This is a genomic window from Paenibacillus sp. FSL R5-0623, from assembly GCF_037974265.1.
GTDB lineage: Bacteria > Bacillota > Bacilli > Paenibacillales > Paenibacillaceae > Paenibacillus.
This window is the reverse complement of sequence record NZ_CP150233.1, coordinates 6,388,048-6,403,646: the sequence shown is the minus strand read 5'-3', so window position 1 is coordinate 6,403,646 and position 15,599 is coordinate 6,388,048. Positions and strand designations below refer to the sequence as shown.

The following is a 15,599-nucleotide window of genomic DNA, read 5'->3' as shown; positions in this document are numbered from 1 at the left end:
CTGAAGTGCATCTTTTACCGCCTTTTCGCCCCCTGCTGCGTCACTTTCCCTTGACGTGCCCCGGCACGCCTGCGGAAAACTTTCTTGCTTGGAACGAAAATTCGGCAAAATCTGCTTCCTTCGGAGTTTTCAGACGCGCCCTAGCCTATCCGGACACCTGTATTCATGCTTATGTTATTTACGGTTTTGCTCTGCACGTTCTACGATCATATCGGCAAATTCCTCAGCCTGTCCTTGAATTGCAATCGGGTCGAAGTACCAGTAACGGTCTTCCAGCAACTCATACACCTGATTGTTTTTCACAGCCGGAAGGGATTGCCAGATGGAGTCACCTTGGTAATTTTTATTGTTCTCTCCAACGGTTAAGAAGATATGATCCCCTGCATAATCACCAACAACTTCACGTGAAATCTCTTTCCATTGGGTATCACCCATCAGTTCTTTTTTGGTGATTTCGAGTGGGGCAAGTTGCAAAGCACTGTAGACCGCTTGTCCTCCTCGACCAAAATTGTCTCCATATCCATAATAACTCTTGTCGGATACTTCAAGGATGGAGAAGGTTTCCTCCGGTTTGATGACGGTTTTCACCTTAGCACGAGCAGCTTCAATCCGTTCATCGTACGTTTTCAGCCAAGCTTCGGCTGCTTCGGATTTGTTCATCAGCTCTCCGAATCCCCGAATTTCGTCATGTACATTGGTGAATGTACCATACGGAATGACCACGGTAGGTGCGATTTTTTGATAACTTTCAATCTCTTCGGCTTGATCAGAGTAGGTAATGATCAGATCCGGGTTCAAGGCAATAACCTTCTCCATGGATACCGCCGCCCGATCACCAATACTCTCTATGCCCTCCACCTGATCGGCATAGAACGGGTTTTCCAAATAATATTGAACAGCCCCAACGGGTTTCACACCCAGTGCGAGCAGATCACTTACGTACATATCGGTAACGATTCGTTTCGGTTCAGCCGGAATCTCAACATCCCCGCTTAATGACTTGTAGATCCGTGTAGCGTTTGAATTGTCTGAACCGGACGACGTGTCTGTGTTCATCTCGGAAGAGGCTGTTGTTGTTTCGGTTCCCGCTGCCGATGTCTGTTCAGTGGCAGTCGAGCCTGTTCCGCTGCTACATGCAGCCAGAATCATAATAATGGCGAGCATAAGAAGCAAGCCGGAAAAGCGTTTTTTTGCAGCAAACATATTTTTGTTCCCCCTGTGTGTAATCAATAATGATTATTATTCTCATTAATAACATAGAGGAAGATATGATATTTGTACATGGACAACTATGATCACTACAGCATGGACAATTATGATGTGAATTGACGCATGATATGCTGCAACTGCTCCATAACGGACAAGGGATCGAATCCATAGAACATGTCGGCATCAATCTCGTATACACGTCCTTCACGAACGGCAGAGAGGGTGCCCCAGGATTCCTGATTCAGCAGGTTATCCAGCATTTCTCGTTCGGCAAGTTCCTCAGGGAAGGCGACAAACATGTGATCTGCTGCATACAAGTGAATCTCCGACAACTGAACATGGACGTACCCCGTGAGTAACTGCCCATCCTGCTCCATACGTGAGGGTGGAGTGAAGCCCAGCGATTGATACAGCACATGAGAAGCTCTGCCCCAGCCATGACCGTAGATATAAGCCCCGTCTTCTCCAATCATAAACATGCAAACGGCGGACCCTCGTGTTCCTGCCATCTGTTGGTCCAACGTATGATTGGCTTCTTGCTCAAGTTGATGATATTGATCTAACAACGTTTGGGCATTGGACTCAAGCCCGGTAATTCGGCCCAAAAGAAGAAGCTGCTCCTGCCAATCAATTTCCTCAAAGGGCATCAGAATGGTCGGTGCAATCAGACGTAGTTCATCGGAAGCGGGATGCGGTGCATATCCGATAATGACATCGGGCTGAGCGTTTGCAATCAGATCCGTATGTCTAACCAGCTCAGATTCGGAATGTTGCTCAAATGGTTCATGACCATCATGACCATGTTCCCCCATTTTTTCTTCCATCCAGCTGGCAACGGCGCCCATGTGGGGAGTGTGGCCCAGTGCCAGAAGTGAGGCCGTATAATTATAAGTCAAAGATACAATTTTCTTGGGCATTTTCCGGTAGTGTGTTGGTGCTGATCCAACCATCTGTTTGAATTTGCGGCTTAGATAGAAGGTGTCCCTGTAGCCTGTCAGTTGTGCAATCTCCTGTAGCGTAGGGTTCGCGAACAACAGATGTTCTTGAGCCATTCTGATTCTGAGACGAGTTACATATTCAACAAACGTAAGACCTGTATGTTTCTTGAACTCCCGTGAAAAATGCTCAGGACTCACATTTGCATCCCGTGCCAATTGTTCGCGGGTCAGCGGATGGGTATACATCTGATGGATATGTCTGAGCACGTTATCGAGCCAGGAGTGATCTTCATGAGCAGAATGAGCCGCATGATCCCGCAAAATATCCAGTAACTCATAGAAAAGCATATGTGGCCTGAATGGACTGGAATCATGGCCCTTTGAACTTGCTTGAATCAGCTCTACTGCCCGATCGGTGAGCGTACGACTCGCAATGGGAGCTGGTAACCCGAACGGCCAGAACAGCTGTTCATTTTCAATGGAATCAAAAGCAATAGCAATGCCCTGTACTGGCGACAGGGAGCCGCGCTTGTTCTCGTGCTGAAGCAGGCCTCCAGCTTGTCGGACGACTGCACAGCCTGCATTTAATGTCAGTTTACCCTCTGTACTGATCAGCCTGGCCTGGCCAGCAGTAATGACGTATAGTACGTGAAGTGTGTTCCACATCTCATCTATGCGGGAGAATGCCTCGCGGTCGTGAAGCTGCACCAGATGGCACAGTTTGAAGAGGGCAACAGGTACGGACTGAATCTTCTGCAAGGAAATGGGGCGGGACAGCGATTTTTTATGGTAAATAGGCTTGGAAATATTCATTAGATAACTGTCTCCTTACATAAGTCAGCAGTGGTATTATTCGTCTCATGCCCTTTGTATACTGGCGTAATTCTCGAATCTCGACTAATATGCAGTATATACTATAAACGGAGTGACGTGGATGGACAGATTGGACAATTCGACTTTTTCTGTGAAAAATAGATAAAGTGGTTGAAATCGCTATCAACACCGACTATAATGAAAATGTCGAAACGTTTCAATCTGGCGTTTACTGCCAGTTTCATTGTATTAGGCACGAACTGTTTATAGAGCGCCAGATTGAAAGACGTGTCATGACCATCACTAATGGTACGGACTGGAACGGATGCATTCAACCGTGGTCCCATAAGGATGGAAACGAGGATTTTTTTGAGAACACCTCGAAACGTTTCGATTGACATCCATCGCTATGATATGTATAAAGATTAATAAACGATAATGAAGGATTTAGTGGTTGTTCTAACCATGTATCGTATAGAATGTAGATAACCTTAGAATTTGTTCTATATAAATTGAACTAACATTTACACAAAACGGAGAGGGCAGAAAGAACCTGAAGAAGCAAGGCGTTCGCCTTTATCCCCGGATTTTCACCTTTATAAAAGGGAAACAAAAAATCTGGGGATAACAGCGATCGGAAGGTTGTTCTGTCATCGGAGTGGTCAGTGTAAATATCCTGTAGTTCAATTTATATATAGTTTAGAAGGAGCGAACGTGGAATGGCAACGATTAAGGATGTGGCAAAGCTGGCAGGTGTAGCACTCTCGACTGCTTCCTATGCGCTGAGCGGGGATAGCAAGGTTAGTGCCAAGACCAAGGCTAAAGTGCTTGAGGCAGCACGAGAACTGAATTACCGCAAGAACGGCTTTGCCATGGACCTGAAACGGAGCCGGACAAACACGATCGCTTTGATCCTGACCGATCTGTCGGGCCCGTATTACTCGGAGTTGATCCGTAGTGTACAGGATGTAGCACTTGCGAACGGGTATGACCTGATTGCGTGCAGCTCCATGGGTGGACGGGACTCAACGGCAGTGCGATTTTTGCGTGAAAAAAGAGTAGATGGAGCCATCATCCTGGCGCATAACATTCATGATGATATTCTGGTGGAGTCTGCCGGTCCTCGTTTTCCGATCATTGTGATGGATCGTCAGCTGTCGAGTGACCATCTGGTCAACGTGCTGGTGGATGGAGAGCAGGGCGGTTACCTTGCTACCCGCCACCTGATTCAGGCAGGACATCAGAAGATTGCATATATCAGCGGTCCATCCAACTCGTATGACAACGCGCTCCGTTACCAAGGGTATCTGCGAGCGATGCGGGAAGCGGGATTTGAAGAAAAGTCTAAATGGCGCCTGAACGGTAATTTTGTACGTGAGGGCGGATACAGCGCAACCAAGATGATGATCATGCAAGGCGATCTTCCCTCAGCGGTATTTTACGGTAACGATGAGATGGCGATTGGTGGCCTGAAGGCATTGGAAGAGCGTGGTGTATCGGTGCCGGATGATATTTCCGTGATCGGTTTTGACGATATTCAGTTGTCCGAATATGTGCATCCACCGCTGACAACGATACGCCAGCCGAAGCATGAAGCCGGGTCGCTCGCTGGACATCTGTTATTCCAGATGCTCAATGGCGAAGCGGTTGATCCTTCATATACGTTAACGATTAACTTGATCGAGCGCAGCTCTGTACGTTCGGTTTAGACCGAGTCTGAACAACAAAGAACTGCCTGCATGCTGAAGTAAAAGTTTAATGATGGGGTTATCGTCCGGACGGGCTGTAAAAAGCCGGTTTGAAGAGGCCCCTATTCTTTTTCAGATTTATCGAAACGTTTCGATTTTAACTAATTCAAGGAGTGAACCTTATGACAACGATGATTAATGAACCGATCCGGTTAAGTGCCGGAGAGTTATCTTTTACCTTTTTGAACAGTGGCGACCTATACCAGGCTACATCCGGCACAACGATGTTGAATCAGTTGCTTAGCAACCAGATTGATGGATCTTTGAACAACCTGTACCTACGTGTGCATGAGGGAGAGAAAATTAGCTCGTTCCCGCTGCTTGGTGTACGTTCGAATAGCAAGGTAATTACAAGCAAGGCACAATCCAGCAACCAGTTGATCTGGGAGGGCACAGTCCAGCTGGAAGGTAGCGAAAAAGGCATTGGCTACCAGGTTGTATTTACGGCTACACCGCAAGGTGTCTGGTTCTGGGATGTGAAGCTCACAGGACAACAACATAATGTAGACGTGGTATACGGACAGGATGTAGGGCTTGCTGATCCGGGTGCGGTACGCAGCAATGAGGCTTATCTGTCACAATACATTGACCACACAGTGTTTGAAGATGAAGCGAAAGGTTATGTGGTGTGCTCCCGTCAAAACCAGCCTCAGGGCGGTGCATTTCCTTATATGCAACAAGGTTCCCTGACGAAAGCAGTCGGTTACTCCACAGATGGATTCCAATTCTTCGGTCTGTCGTACAAGGAAACGAATCAACCAGAGAGCTTGAATCGCCCAACGCTGGCAAATGAGACATATCAGTATGAATTTGCCTATACGGCATTGCAATCTGAACTGCTGAATCTGAACGGAGAAGCACAGGTAGTGTTTTATGGACTAGCGAAGCCTAATCATGCCGAAGGAATCTCTGCACTGGAATTCGGGGATGAAGTTACTGCAGCATGGAATGAAGTACAGGCTCTGACTGTGGAGAAAGGTAACATGTTGGAACAGGTGAAACTGTCCTCCTTCCTGGGTGAACCACTGGTAACACTCGATCTGACGCAAGATGAGATTCATGATCTGTTCCCTGATCGTCATCAGGAAGAGCACAGCGGTGAGGAACTGTTATCCTTCTTCACAGGCAGCTATGAACATATCGTTCTGAAAGCAAAAGAATTGCTCGTAGAGCGTCCGCACGGTCACATTCTGATGAGTGGTGGCAATGTGCAACTTGGAGCACAGGTTATTACGACAACGTCGTATATGTACGGTATTTTCAACTCACAGCTCGTTATTGGTAACACCAATTTTAATAAAATGATCAGTAATGCTCGCAATGCATTAAATGTGCCGAAAACGGCGGGACAACGCATCTATGTGGAAATGGACGGACAATATCGTCTGCTGACGATGCCTTCCCTGTTCGAAATTGGCTTCAACTATGTACGTTGGATCTACAAAACGGCATCCGATACGATCATCGTAACGAACTATACAGGGGCACACACCACCGAAGTGAGCATGAACGTACGCTCCACAAGTGGCACAGCATACCGTTACCTGGTAACAAACCAGATTACGATGAATGTGAATGAATACGAGTATCCGCTGCATATGACGCAAGATGGCGATACATTGATCTTCAAGGCTGATCCACAAGCGATTAGTGCAGGAACGTATCCAGATCTGCAATACCGCATGTCGGTGGACGGCGCAGCTGTGAATGTAGGAGACGAAACGTTGCTGGCAAGTGGTATCCGCAGTGGTTCCGCATCTCTGGTAACGCTTAGTCTGGAAGCGAGTGCTGAATGGACGCTGAAGGTACAAGGGGTATTGGAAGGTCAAGCGGACAGCGGAGTGGTAGCAGGTTCAAGCCTGACGTTTGAAGAGGAAGTGCAGGCATACCGCGAGTTCTTCGCAGGTGTGATGAACGGGTTCCGTTTGTCCCGTGGAGAAGGTCAGAGTGCAGAGGATCTGTTCAAAGTAAATGCGCTGGCTTGGTGGTACACCCACAATATGCTGGTTCACTATTCTGTGCCTCACGGTTTGGAGCAGTACGGTGGCGCGGCTTGGGGTACACGAGATGTGTGCCAAGGTCCGGTGGAGTACTTTATGGCAACGCAAAAATATGAGCAAGTTCGCGATATCATCAAAATGGTTTATACCCACCAATATGAAGATGATGGCAACTGGCCGCAATGGTTCATGTTTGATAAATACTTTGCGATTCAACAGGAAGAGAGCCATGGCGATATCATCGTATGGCCGTTGAAAGTATTGGCGGACTACCTGACAGCGACTCGCGACTATGCAATCCTGGATGAGAAAGTACCTTATACCGTCAAGCATAGCTTCGGGTTCACGGAAGAGACGGCAACTGTACTGGATCACGCGAAAAAAGAGATCGAATATATCCGTTCGCACTTCCTGCACGAAACGTTCCTGTCTTCCTACGGCGATGGTGACTGGGATGATACGCTCCAACCAGCCAATGCACAGTTGAAGCAATACATGGTGAGCAGTTGGACTGTGGCATTGACGTATCAGTCCGTGAACGTGCTCTCGCAAGCGCTGAAATTCAAAGATGCGGACTTTGCACAGGAGCTTGACGTGCTAGCTCAAGGCATTCGTGAGGACTTTAACCGTTACATGCTGGGCACAGATGTGATTCCAGGCTTTGTATACATGGAAGAAGCCGACCAAGCGAAGCTGATGCTTCATCCAACAGACACAGAGACAGGCATTCAATATCGTCTGTTGCCAATGACGCGCAGCATGATCGGTGAATTGCTGAACGCGGAGCAAGCAGAATCGCATTACGCATTGATCCGTGAGCAGTTCCTGTGCCCGGATGGCGTGCGTCTGATGAATCGTCCAGCTCAATATGCTGGTGGTGTAAGCACACACTTTAAACGTGCAGAGCAAGCGTCCAACTTCGGACGTGAGATTGGTTTGCAATATGTGCACGCCCATATCCGTTACGTGGAAGCGATGGCGAAGCTCGGCAAGACAGATCAGGTGTGGAATGGTCTCGCGATGATCAACCCGGTTGGTATCAGCGAGGTTGTACCTAACGCGGAGATTCGCCAAGCGAACTCATACTTCAGCAGTTCGGACGGCAAGTTTAATACGCGTTACGAGGCGCAGGAGCATTTTGACCAGCTTCGTAAAGGGACTGTACAAGTGAAAGGCGGATGGAGAATCTACTCCAGCGGCCCTGGAATCTACATGAACCAGCTGATCTCCAACGCACTGGGCATTCGTGAAGAGGGCGGGGATCTGGTCATTGACCCGGTATTGCCAGCTGAGCTGAACGGCATGCAATTCGAATTCGAGTATGCAGGTGAGCCAGTGACGTTTATCTATCACTTGAATGAAGGTGCTGTGAGCCGTGTAGCGGTGAACGGCAAGGACATTCGTACCGAGCGTACAGCGAACCGTTACCGTCAGGGCGGTGTAAGCATCTCGCTTGATGAGTTCAGACAAGCACGCAATGCAACTGAGCGTACGGTTGTTGATATCTATATGTAATTTCATAACATGATGTACACCAAGGTCATCCTCCTTTATTCAAGGCGGGATGGCCTTTTTGGCATATGCTCATGATTGCTTACCGCAGTGGAAACGCCAGTAACGTATGTAACAGCTCATTATGCCGCACATGCTTGGTTACGTAGCCCTGCTGCTCTAACCAGCCGCATAGCTCACCCAGCAGAGGGAAGTGACGCTCGCGCAAGGCACGCAGCTGTTCCTCATGTCCTGTGGTTTCGGCCTGCCGAATGTAGGATTCACGGTGAGCAGCATCCACAAACATCAGATCGGTTAGACCGATACGTCCACGCGAGGTTAATACCCGCTGCATCTCCTGTAAAGCCAATAGTTGCTGGTCTGCACTCAGATGATGGAAAGCAAAGCTGGATACAACAAAGTCGAAGGAATGATCGGTAAAAGGCAGCGCCAGAAAATTACCAAGTTTCACATACATCTCAGGATATTTGGTACGACATCTGCGTAGCATCTCCCGGGATTGGTCGATTGCAGTCATGTCTGCGCCGCGCTGTAGCAGTTTCCCAGCCAGATTACCTGTGCCTGTACCAATATCGAGTCCTTTCTCACCAAGGGCGGGAGAGATCCAATGAGCTGTCTGTTCAAGCGCTTCGTCATAGTTGTGATACAGATAAAAGGAAGACTGTACCGTATCATTGGAGTCGCTCTGCGTGGAATGATCTGCATCCTGGTGTGGATGTGCAACTTCATTCTCATCGCTTATAGGTGAGGCTTGGGCCGAATGATGCCTGTCCTCTGAATTGGGGTGTTCAGTACTGACTCTGCCTTCCGCCTGCACTCGCTGATCGTGGATGGCTGCCTGCGTGTCATAATTCCACCGATCATGCCAGTTCTGCCGGGCTTCGCGCAGGCGACGGGCACTGTCCGCGAGATCGTGTAGATGGCTGACATCCAACGGACTATCCTGACGATTCAGGTCAATCATGCGCTGGGTTGTATCCATCATACGTTTCAACTCGATCCACTGGGCATATATGACGGCCTGTTGCAGTTCCAGATATTCTTCCAGCCGCTGCTGGTTTCCTTGATCAATCTCTCCGAGTGCTTGTGTAATATCCTGTAGCGACATGCCAATCTCACGCAGCGCAGCAATGGTCTGAAGCCGCCAGATATCATTCTCCGTATAGGTACGATACCCGTTACTGGACTGTTTGGCGGGGAGAATTAATCCTTTTTCCTCATAAAAACGAATGGCTCTCGCCGATATACCAAGCCTGCTTGCTGCCTCTTTGATGTTCATCATGCATCCCCCTCCTTATCGAATCAGTATAAACCATGACGTTACGGCAAGGTTAAGTGTTTATTTCATTTTGCGAAAAGGTTCAATACCGAGTGGAATTTTAGTCAAAGCTGAGGCTATGCTACAATATATAGAACAAAAAACTTAAATAGTGAAGTAAACGAACAATGTCTTCCTATTCCTAAGTTTCTCAACGTTCTTAACTCTCTTAACTTTCCCGACGTTGTAACGCACAGCGTTGTCGACTATAGCACGAAAGGTTGAATCATTATGCTTACCAGCCATACATTTACGATTCGTCCATCCGAGATTAAAGATGCAGCCCAGCTAATGGAGTTGGATGCCCTGGTATGGGACAAATACACCTCTCCTGCACCGATGCAATGGCGTTCCAGACAACAATATCTGCAGCATTGCCCGCCAGGCAGTCAATTGATTGCGGTGCAGGGAGAGCGGGTATGTGGTTATGTGGGCTTTCAGCCAGCCACAGGTATGCCCGTCAACCGTCATGTCTACGAGATTCATATTGCAGTTCATCCTCATGATCGGCGTTGTGGCATAGCTACAGCTTTGATGGATGCCATTAAGCAGCATGCGGCCCAACATGGCGTTCGCAAGCTCAGGCTGCGTGTACTATCCAGCAATCCGGGAGCCATCACGTTTTATACACAGTGTGGATTTGTGACGGAAGGCAGGCTGGTGTCCGAGTTTTATATCGGAGGCAAGTATGTGGACGATATTCTTATGGGTTATTTTATCCAGACCAAATAGAGACTAGCTGAGAAGGAGGAACAACGATGGACATGGGACTTCAAGGTAAAAAAGCATTGGTGCTGGCTTCCAGTCGAGGGCTGGGCAAAGCGGTAGCCGCTCAATTGGCAGCAGAAGGTGCTGACGTCATGCTTGCCAGCCGAAGCGAAGAAAAGCTCGCAGCCGTGAAGCAGGAGCTTCTGGCGCTTGGTGGTGGCGGACGTGTGGAATATTGTGCAACCGATGTGACACGTAAGGAAGACATTGAGGCGTTGATTCACAAGACAGCGGAGCTGTTTGGGCAGATTGATATTCTGGTGAACAATTCGGGTGGCCCACCATCGGGTTCATTTGAGTCACTAACGGATGAAGATTGGGAGCGTGCATTTGAATTAAATGTACTCAGTTATGTAAGGCTGATTCGCGGTGCTCTTCCTTATATGAAAGAAAGCGGAGGCCACATTGTGAATATCGCTTCAACTTCGGTGAAGCAGCCCATTCCGGGTCTGGTGCTGTCCAACACGTTCCGTACCGGCGTGTTTGGATTGGCGAAGACGTTATCCCAGGAGCTGGCTCCATACGGAATTTTGATCAACACGGTTGCACCAGGACGTATTGCAACAGATCGTATTCGTGAATTGGATGCAGCGCGGGCTGAGCAGAACGGAATCAGTGAGGAAGAGGTATCTGACCAATTCCTTAAAGAGATTCCACTAGGACGTTATGGTCAACCAGAGGAGTTTGCCAAAGCGGTGGTGTTCCTGTTATCCGGGGCCAATACGTACATTACCGGAACCTCATTGATCGTGGATGGTGGCATGGTCCGAGCACTATAAAAGTCATGGATACAATAAAATACCCTCTGTCACCACATTCTGTGGAGATAGAGGGTATTCCTGTTATGCCGGTATGTTGGGAGAGATCTCTCCTGATTTATTATGTAGGCGAATTAGCGCAAAAGTTCCCATTCATGCTGAAGCATGCCGTATACTGCATGGTTCACGTAACCTTTAGGCAGCTTCTCTGCCTGACGAATGACACCTTCGAGAACAAATCCGAGTCTTTCTGGGATAGCGCGACTTCGTTTGTTGTTGGTTGCCGAGCGAATCTCGACGCGATTCAGATCCAAGGTAACCAGTGCATAATCAACCAGAACGCGACAAGCGCTTGTCATCAAGCCTTGACCTTCAAAACCTTTGCCAAGCCAGTATCCGATGCTCACCGAGCGGTTGGTCCAGTTAATCTCGTGAAATCCGATGACGCCGGCTAGATCCCCTTTTGACCATACTCCGGCGGTGAATCCGCCATTCTCGGCACCTTGTTTTAACGCGTTGGTAATAAAGTGCGAGGTGTGTTCTACTTCTGTCACATGATCCACCCACGGCAACCAATGTCTCAGTTGATCCCGCGAGCGATCTGTCAGTTCGAACAGCGGTTTGGTATGTTCCATGGCCAGTGGCCGGAGTTCGGTATATTCATCCAATGAATAGGTAAACATGAATGCAACCTTCTTTCTTTATAAATTAGTGGATTAGCGGGTAGTCTTGGGTAACTTTTGCTCCAATGCAAACAGGTCTTCTTCCATCGAGGCCATGCGTTGATTAACTGTTGTGCGTGCGTCACGGAGTGCCTGATTATATATGTAGGGAGCGAGCTGTGTCATGAACAGGTCGAGGACACCCCAAGCGGCCAGATCACCCAGTTCTTCGCCACGTTCCTCTTCGAAATACGACTGGATGGTGCGAATGGCTTCATCCTGCTGTTCTTTGGTCAGTTTAAGCGAGTTCGATGGAATGGGAAACCCTCCCTTTAATTTGTTTTTACTATCATGCTACATGATTCGAGCGAACCCGTCAAAATGGTTTTGGGCCTATTTATGCATGGCTGATCCTGACTTTGGTGCCGTTCTTTATTGAACTCCTCCCCCGTTAAAGGTATATTTAAATGAAACGCGTACGAAACTTTCCAAGAAAATAGTTTTTTTCAGGAAATGACTTCGTTATTAAGGAATTATAGCCGGAATTGCTGCAATTCCCGAAGGCTCCAATCCATTCATGAAAGGTTTGATACCTGTGGACAATCGTACAACCCCACCTAACTTTATCAAAAATATTATTACCGAAGATCTCCGGTCTGGGAAAGTCCAGGAAGTTATTACCCGTTTTCCTCCGGAACCGAACGGTTATCTGCATATCGGCCATGCCAAGGCGATCTGGATTAACTTTACGCTGGGCGGCGAATTTGGCGGCAAAACGAATCTGCGCTTTGATGACACGAACCCGGTCAAGGAAGATGTCGAGTACGTTCAATCGATTCAGGAAGACGTGAAATGGCTCGGATACGAGTGGAACGAGAAACGTTTTGCCTCGGATTATTTTGACGAGATGTACAACCGTGCTGTCTTGTTGATTAAAAAAGGAAAAGCCTACATCGACGACCAAAGCGCCGACGAAATCCGTGCAATGCGCGGAACGCTGACGGAGCCGGGCAAGAACAGCCCGTACCGTGATCGTTCGGTTGAAGAGAATCTCGACCTGTTCACACGTATGCGTGCAGGCGAATTCAAGAACGGAGAGAAAGTGCTGCGTGCCAAGATCGATATGTCTGCACCGAATATCAACCTGCGCGATCCAGTGATCTACCGGATTTCACATGCACACCATCATAACACGGGCGACAAATGGTGTATCTATCCGATGTACGCCTTTGCTCACCCGCTCGAAGATGCAATTGAAGGTGTAACGCATTCCCTCTGCTCTCTGGAGTTCGAGGATCAACGCCCGTTCTATGATTGGGTTATCGCTGAATGTGAGATGGAGAGCCAACCACGTCAGTACGAATTTGGCCGCCTGAACCTGTCTCAGATGGTGACAAGCAAGCGGAAGCTGAAACTGCTCGTGGACGAAGGTCATGTGGATGGATGGGATGATCCACGCATGCCAACGATTTCGGGTCTGCGCCGCCGGGGATATACACCGGAAGCCATTCGTGACTTTGTATTTGAGACAGGCATTTCGAAGAGTCAAGGGGTTATCGACCTGCAAACGCTGGAGCACTTTGTACGTGAAGACTTGAAACTGAAAGCTCCGCGCACGATGGCTGTCCTGCACCCGCTCAAAGTGGTTATTACCAACTACCCTGAAGGGCAAGTGGAATGGCTCGAAGCAGAGAACAATGTGGAGAACCCAGAGATGGGCAATCGCCAAATTCCGTTCTCTCGTGAGATTTATATTGAACAAGACGATTTCATGGAGAATCCGCCGAACAAATACTTCCGTTTGTTCCCTGGCAACGAAGTTCGTCTGAAACATGCATACTTCATCAAATGTAATGATGTGATCAAGGATGCAGAAGGCAATGTAACTGAGATTCACTGTACCTATGATGTGGAGACAAAGAGCGGCAGTGGCTTCACTGGCCGTAAAGTCAAAGGAACAATCCACTGGGTAGAAGCGACTCAAGCGGTACCCGCCGAATTCCGTCTGTACGAGCCATTGATTCTGGATGAAGCACCGGAAGCAGAGGTGGAAGTGGCAGTAGCCGGGGCAGAAACTGAGGTTGTGGAAGAGCAACCGGAGAAAACGTTCCTGGATCAATTGAACCCGAACTCCCTTGAGATTGTTAATGGGTATGTGGAACAAGAGATGAAGGAAGCGAATGCTCAGGATAAATTCCAATTCTTCCGTCACGGTTACTTCAGTGTAGATCCAAAACATTCCGAGCCAGGACGTCCGGTATTTAACCGGGTCGTATCCCTGAAAAGCTCATTCCAACTGCCGAAGGCGTAAGGTAAAGTCAAGGCGTAGGATCAATGCTACAAGTTAGAGATATAAGCCTAACTTGTAGACTTAAATTTATAAATGTAAAAGGCGTCTCCAGGGCAACAACCCCTGGAGACGCCTTTCTCTTTACTCCACCTATGCTTAATCTTTTGTTTGAATGTTTGAACGTTTTATTTACACCCAACGGAGAGGACAGAACAAAGCTAGAGAAGCGGAGCGTTCGCCTTTATCACCGGATTTTACCCTTGGGAAAGGGAATCAAAAAAATCTGGTGATAACAGCGATCGAAAGATTGTTCTGTCATCGTAGTGCTCCAGTGGAAACTTTCAACTTTTTCAAACAAATGATTATCTGTCCTCATCCATATTACCCATCTCCGTCAATACAACCGGCTGATAGCCGTTACGTCGATTCGATAACCACATGATGCTAAATCCGACAGCGCCGATGAGCGAGAAGAATACGCCAATGCTATACATGATTTCCGCACCGAAGCTCTGGAACAACCAGCCGCCGAACAGACCGGCAATGACGCCGGAGAGACCGCCCCAGGCCATTGTATATACCGCTTGACCGGAGGAACGGTAAGGTCTTGGAATGAACAGCATGGTCAGCTGTGTACCCACATAGAAGTATCCACCAAACGTAATGGAGTGCATCAACTGAATGAATACAATCTCCAGCGGGTTGTTAGCCAGTGCCATGAGCTGCCAGCGAAGTGCAAACAGCACACTGATCAGGATGAGAGATGCCAAGAGCATGCTCATTTTGCGTTTGAGCAAGCGGTCGAGCAGCAGGAATACGCCGACTTCGAGAATGGATGAGGTGAAGATGGCCCAGCCGACCATCTGTTTGTCACCACCCATTTCTACAATATATAGTGACATAAACGTACTGTTCATGGCATTAGGCACCGATACGAGTACACCCAGGCCGATAAATGCCATAAAATACGGATTAAACATGACTTTGCCAAACCGCCGAAAAGTAACCACGGGTGTATCTGAAGCGATTGGTTGTCTGGGTAGAAATACGGATAATACAAAGGCGGTGGCAATCATACATGCAAATATAATGGATACACTGCCGATGCCAAAACGGTCAATGAGCGGTCCGGCAGCGACAGCAGTCAGCGCCCAACCGAGTGAACCCCAGAGCCGGAATGACCCAAACTTTTGGGTTGTACCATCGATATATCCGAGAATCAGGCTATTGGTTTGAGCAAATAATGGACTTTGAAAAAAATAAAAGAAAATCATGGCTACATAGATCCATGTATAAGTGGGCGCATAGAACACACCCTGGGCGAGCACAAATGTGCCTCCCATCATAATCATCAGAATGATGCGAATGTTGCGAGATTTATCGCTCCAGAAACCCCAGAACGGGTTGGCAAACAAGGATACAAAGGGTCCAATCGCCATGAGACTGCCAATCTCCAGTTTGGTCATGCCAATCTCTTGCAGGTAAAGCTGCAGGAATCCGGCGAAGACCGAGATGGCTCCATATATGAAAAAGTTATATAGTTTCAGAGAAACCAATGAGGGATTGCCTCTTGAAGGTGCAGG

12 protein-coding genes are annotated in these 15,599 nt (G+C 48.1%); 5 read left to right on the top strand and 7 right to left on the bottom strand.

The features are described from left to right. Positions 1-174: 174 nt before the first annotated feature. From MKY92_RS28035 to MKY92_RS28025, 3 genes are all read right to left on the bottom strand, one after another. Positions 175-1,203, bottom strand: a complete 1,029-nt coding sequence (locus tag MKY92_RS28035) for an iron-hydroxamate ABC transporter substrate-binding protein (RefSeq protein ID WP_339298374.1) — start codon at positions 1,201-1,203, stop codon at positions 175-177. A gap of 110 nt (positions 1,204-1,313) precedes the next feature. Next, the gene (locus tag MKY92_RS28030) at positions 1,314-2,960 is read right to left on the bottom strand and encodes an AraC family transcriptional regulator (RefSeq protein WP_339298373.1); all 1,647 of its coding nucleotides are present in this window, start codon (positions 2,958-2,960) and stop codon (positions 1,314-1,316) included. Between the two features lie 101 nt (positions 2,961-3,061). Continuing rightward, positions 3,062-3,307 (bottom strand): hypothetical protein, encoded by a 246-nt coding sequence (locus MKY92_RS28025; protein WP_339298372.1) that lies wholly within the window; start codon positions 3,305-3,307, stop codon positions 3,062-3,064. Positions 3,308-3,679: 372 nt separating this feature from the next. On the opposite strand from MKY92_RS28025, the gene MKY92_RS28020 reads away from it, so the two are divergent. Continuing rightward, a complete protein-coding gene (locus MKY92_RS28020) occupies positions 3,680-4,669 on the top strand; it encodes a LacI family DNA-binding transcriptional regulator (RefSeq protein WP_339298371.1) in 990 nt (329 codons plus the stop codon). 161 nt (positions 4,670-4,830) lie between these two features. Next, positions 4,831-8,223, top strand: coding sequence for a cellobiose phosphorylase (locus MKY92_RS28015; RefSeq protein WP_339298370.1), 3,393 nt, complete (start codon positions 4,831-4,833; stop codon positions 8,221-8,223). Positions 8,224-8,302: 79 nt separating this feature from the next. Here MKY92_RS28015 and MKY92_RS28010 read toward each other — a convergent pair whose 3' ends face one another. Further along, complete coding sequence (locus tag MKY92_RS28010) at positions 8,303-9,502, bottom strand: methyltransferase domain-containing protein (protein WP_339298369.1); 1,200 nt, start codon at positions 9,500-9,502, stop codon at positions 8,303-8,305. Between the two features lie 267 nt (positions 9,503-9,769). On the opposite strand from MKY92_RS28010, the gene MKY92_RS28005 reads away from it, so the two are divergent. Continuing rightward, positions 9,770-10,270 (top strand): GNAT family N-acetyltransferase, encoded by a 501-nt coding sequence (locus MKY92_RS28005; protein WP_339298368.1) that lies wholly within the window; start codon positions 9,770-9,772, stop codon positions 10,268-10,270. A gap of 26 nt (positions 10,271-10,296) precedes the next feature. Beyond that, positions 10,297-11,085, top strand: a complete 789-nt coding sequence (locus MKY92_RS28000) for an SDR family oxidoreductase (protein ID WP_339298367.1) — start codon at positions 10,297-10,299, stop codon at positions 11,083-11,085. A gap of 113 nt (positions 11,086-11,198) precedes the next feature. Here MKY92_RS28000 and MKY92_RS27995 read toward each other — a convergent pair whose 3' ends face one another. After that, positions 11,199-11,747: a GNAT family protein gene (locus tag MKY92_RS27995; protein ID WP_339298366.1), complete on the bottom strand. Its 549-nt coding sequence runs from the start codon at positions 11,745-11,747 to the stop codon at positions 11,199-11,201. 33 nt (positions 11,748-11,780) lie between these two features. Then, on the bottom strand, positions 11,781-12,023 hold the full coding sequence (locus MKY92_RS27990) for a DUF2164 domain-containing protein (RefSeq protein ID WP_339301932.1): 243 nt from the start codon (positions 12,021-12,023) through the stop codon (positions 11,781-11,783). Positions 12,024-12,303: 280 nt separating this feature from the next. On the opposite strand from MKY92_RS27990, the gene MKY92_RS27985 reads away from it, so the two are divergent. Beyond that, positions 12,304-14,037, top strand: coding sequence for a glutamine--tRNA ligase/YqeY domain fusion protein (locus tag MKY92_RS27985; protein ID WP_339298365.1), 1,734 nt, complete (start codon positions 12,304-12,306; stop codon positions 14,035-14,037). Positions 14,038-14,378: 341 nt separating this feature from the next. On the opposite strand, the gene MKY92_RS27980 is transcribed toward MKY92_RS27985, so the two are convergent. Next, complete coding sequence (locus tag MKY92_RS27980) at positions 14,379-15,572, bottom strand: MFS transporter (RefSeq protein WP_339298364.1); 1,194 nt, start codon at positions 15,570-15,572, stop codon at positions 14,379-14,381. Between the last annotated feature and the right edge of the window lie 27 nt (positions 15,573-15,599).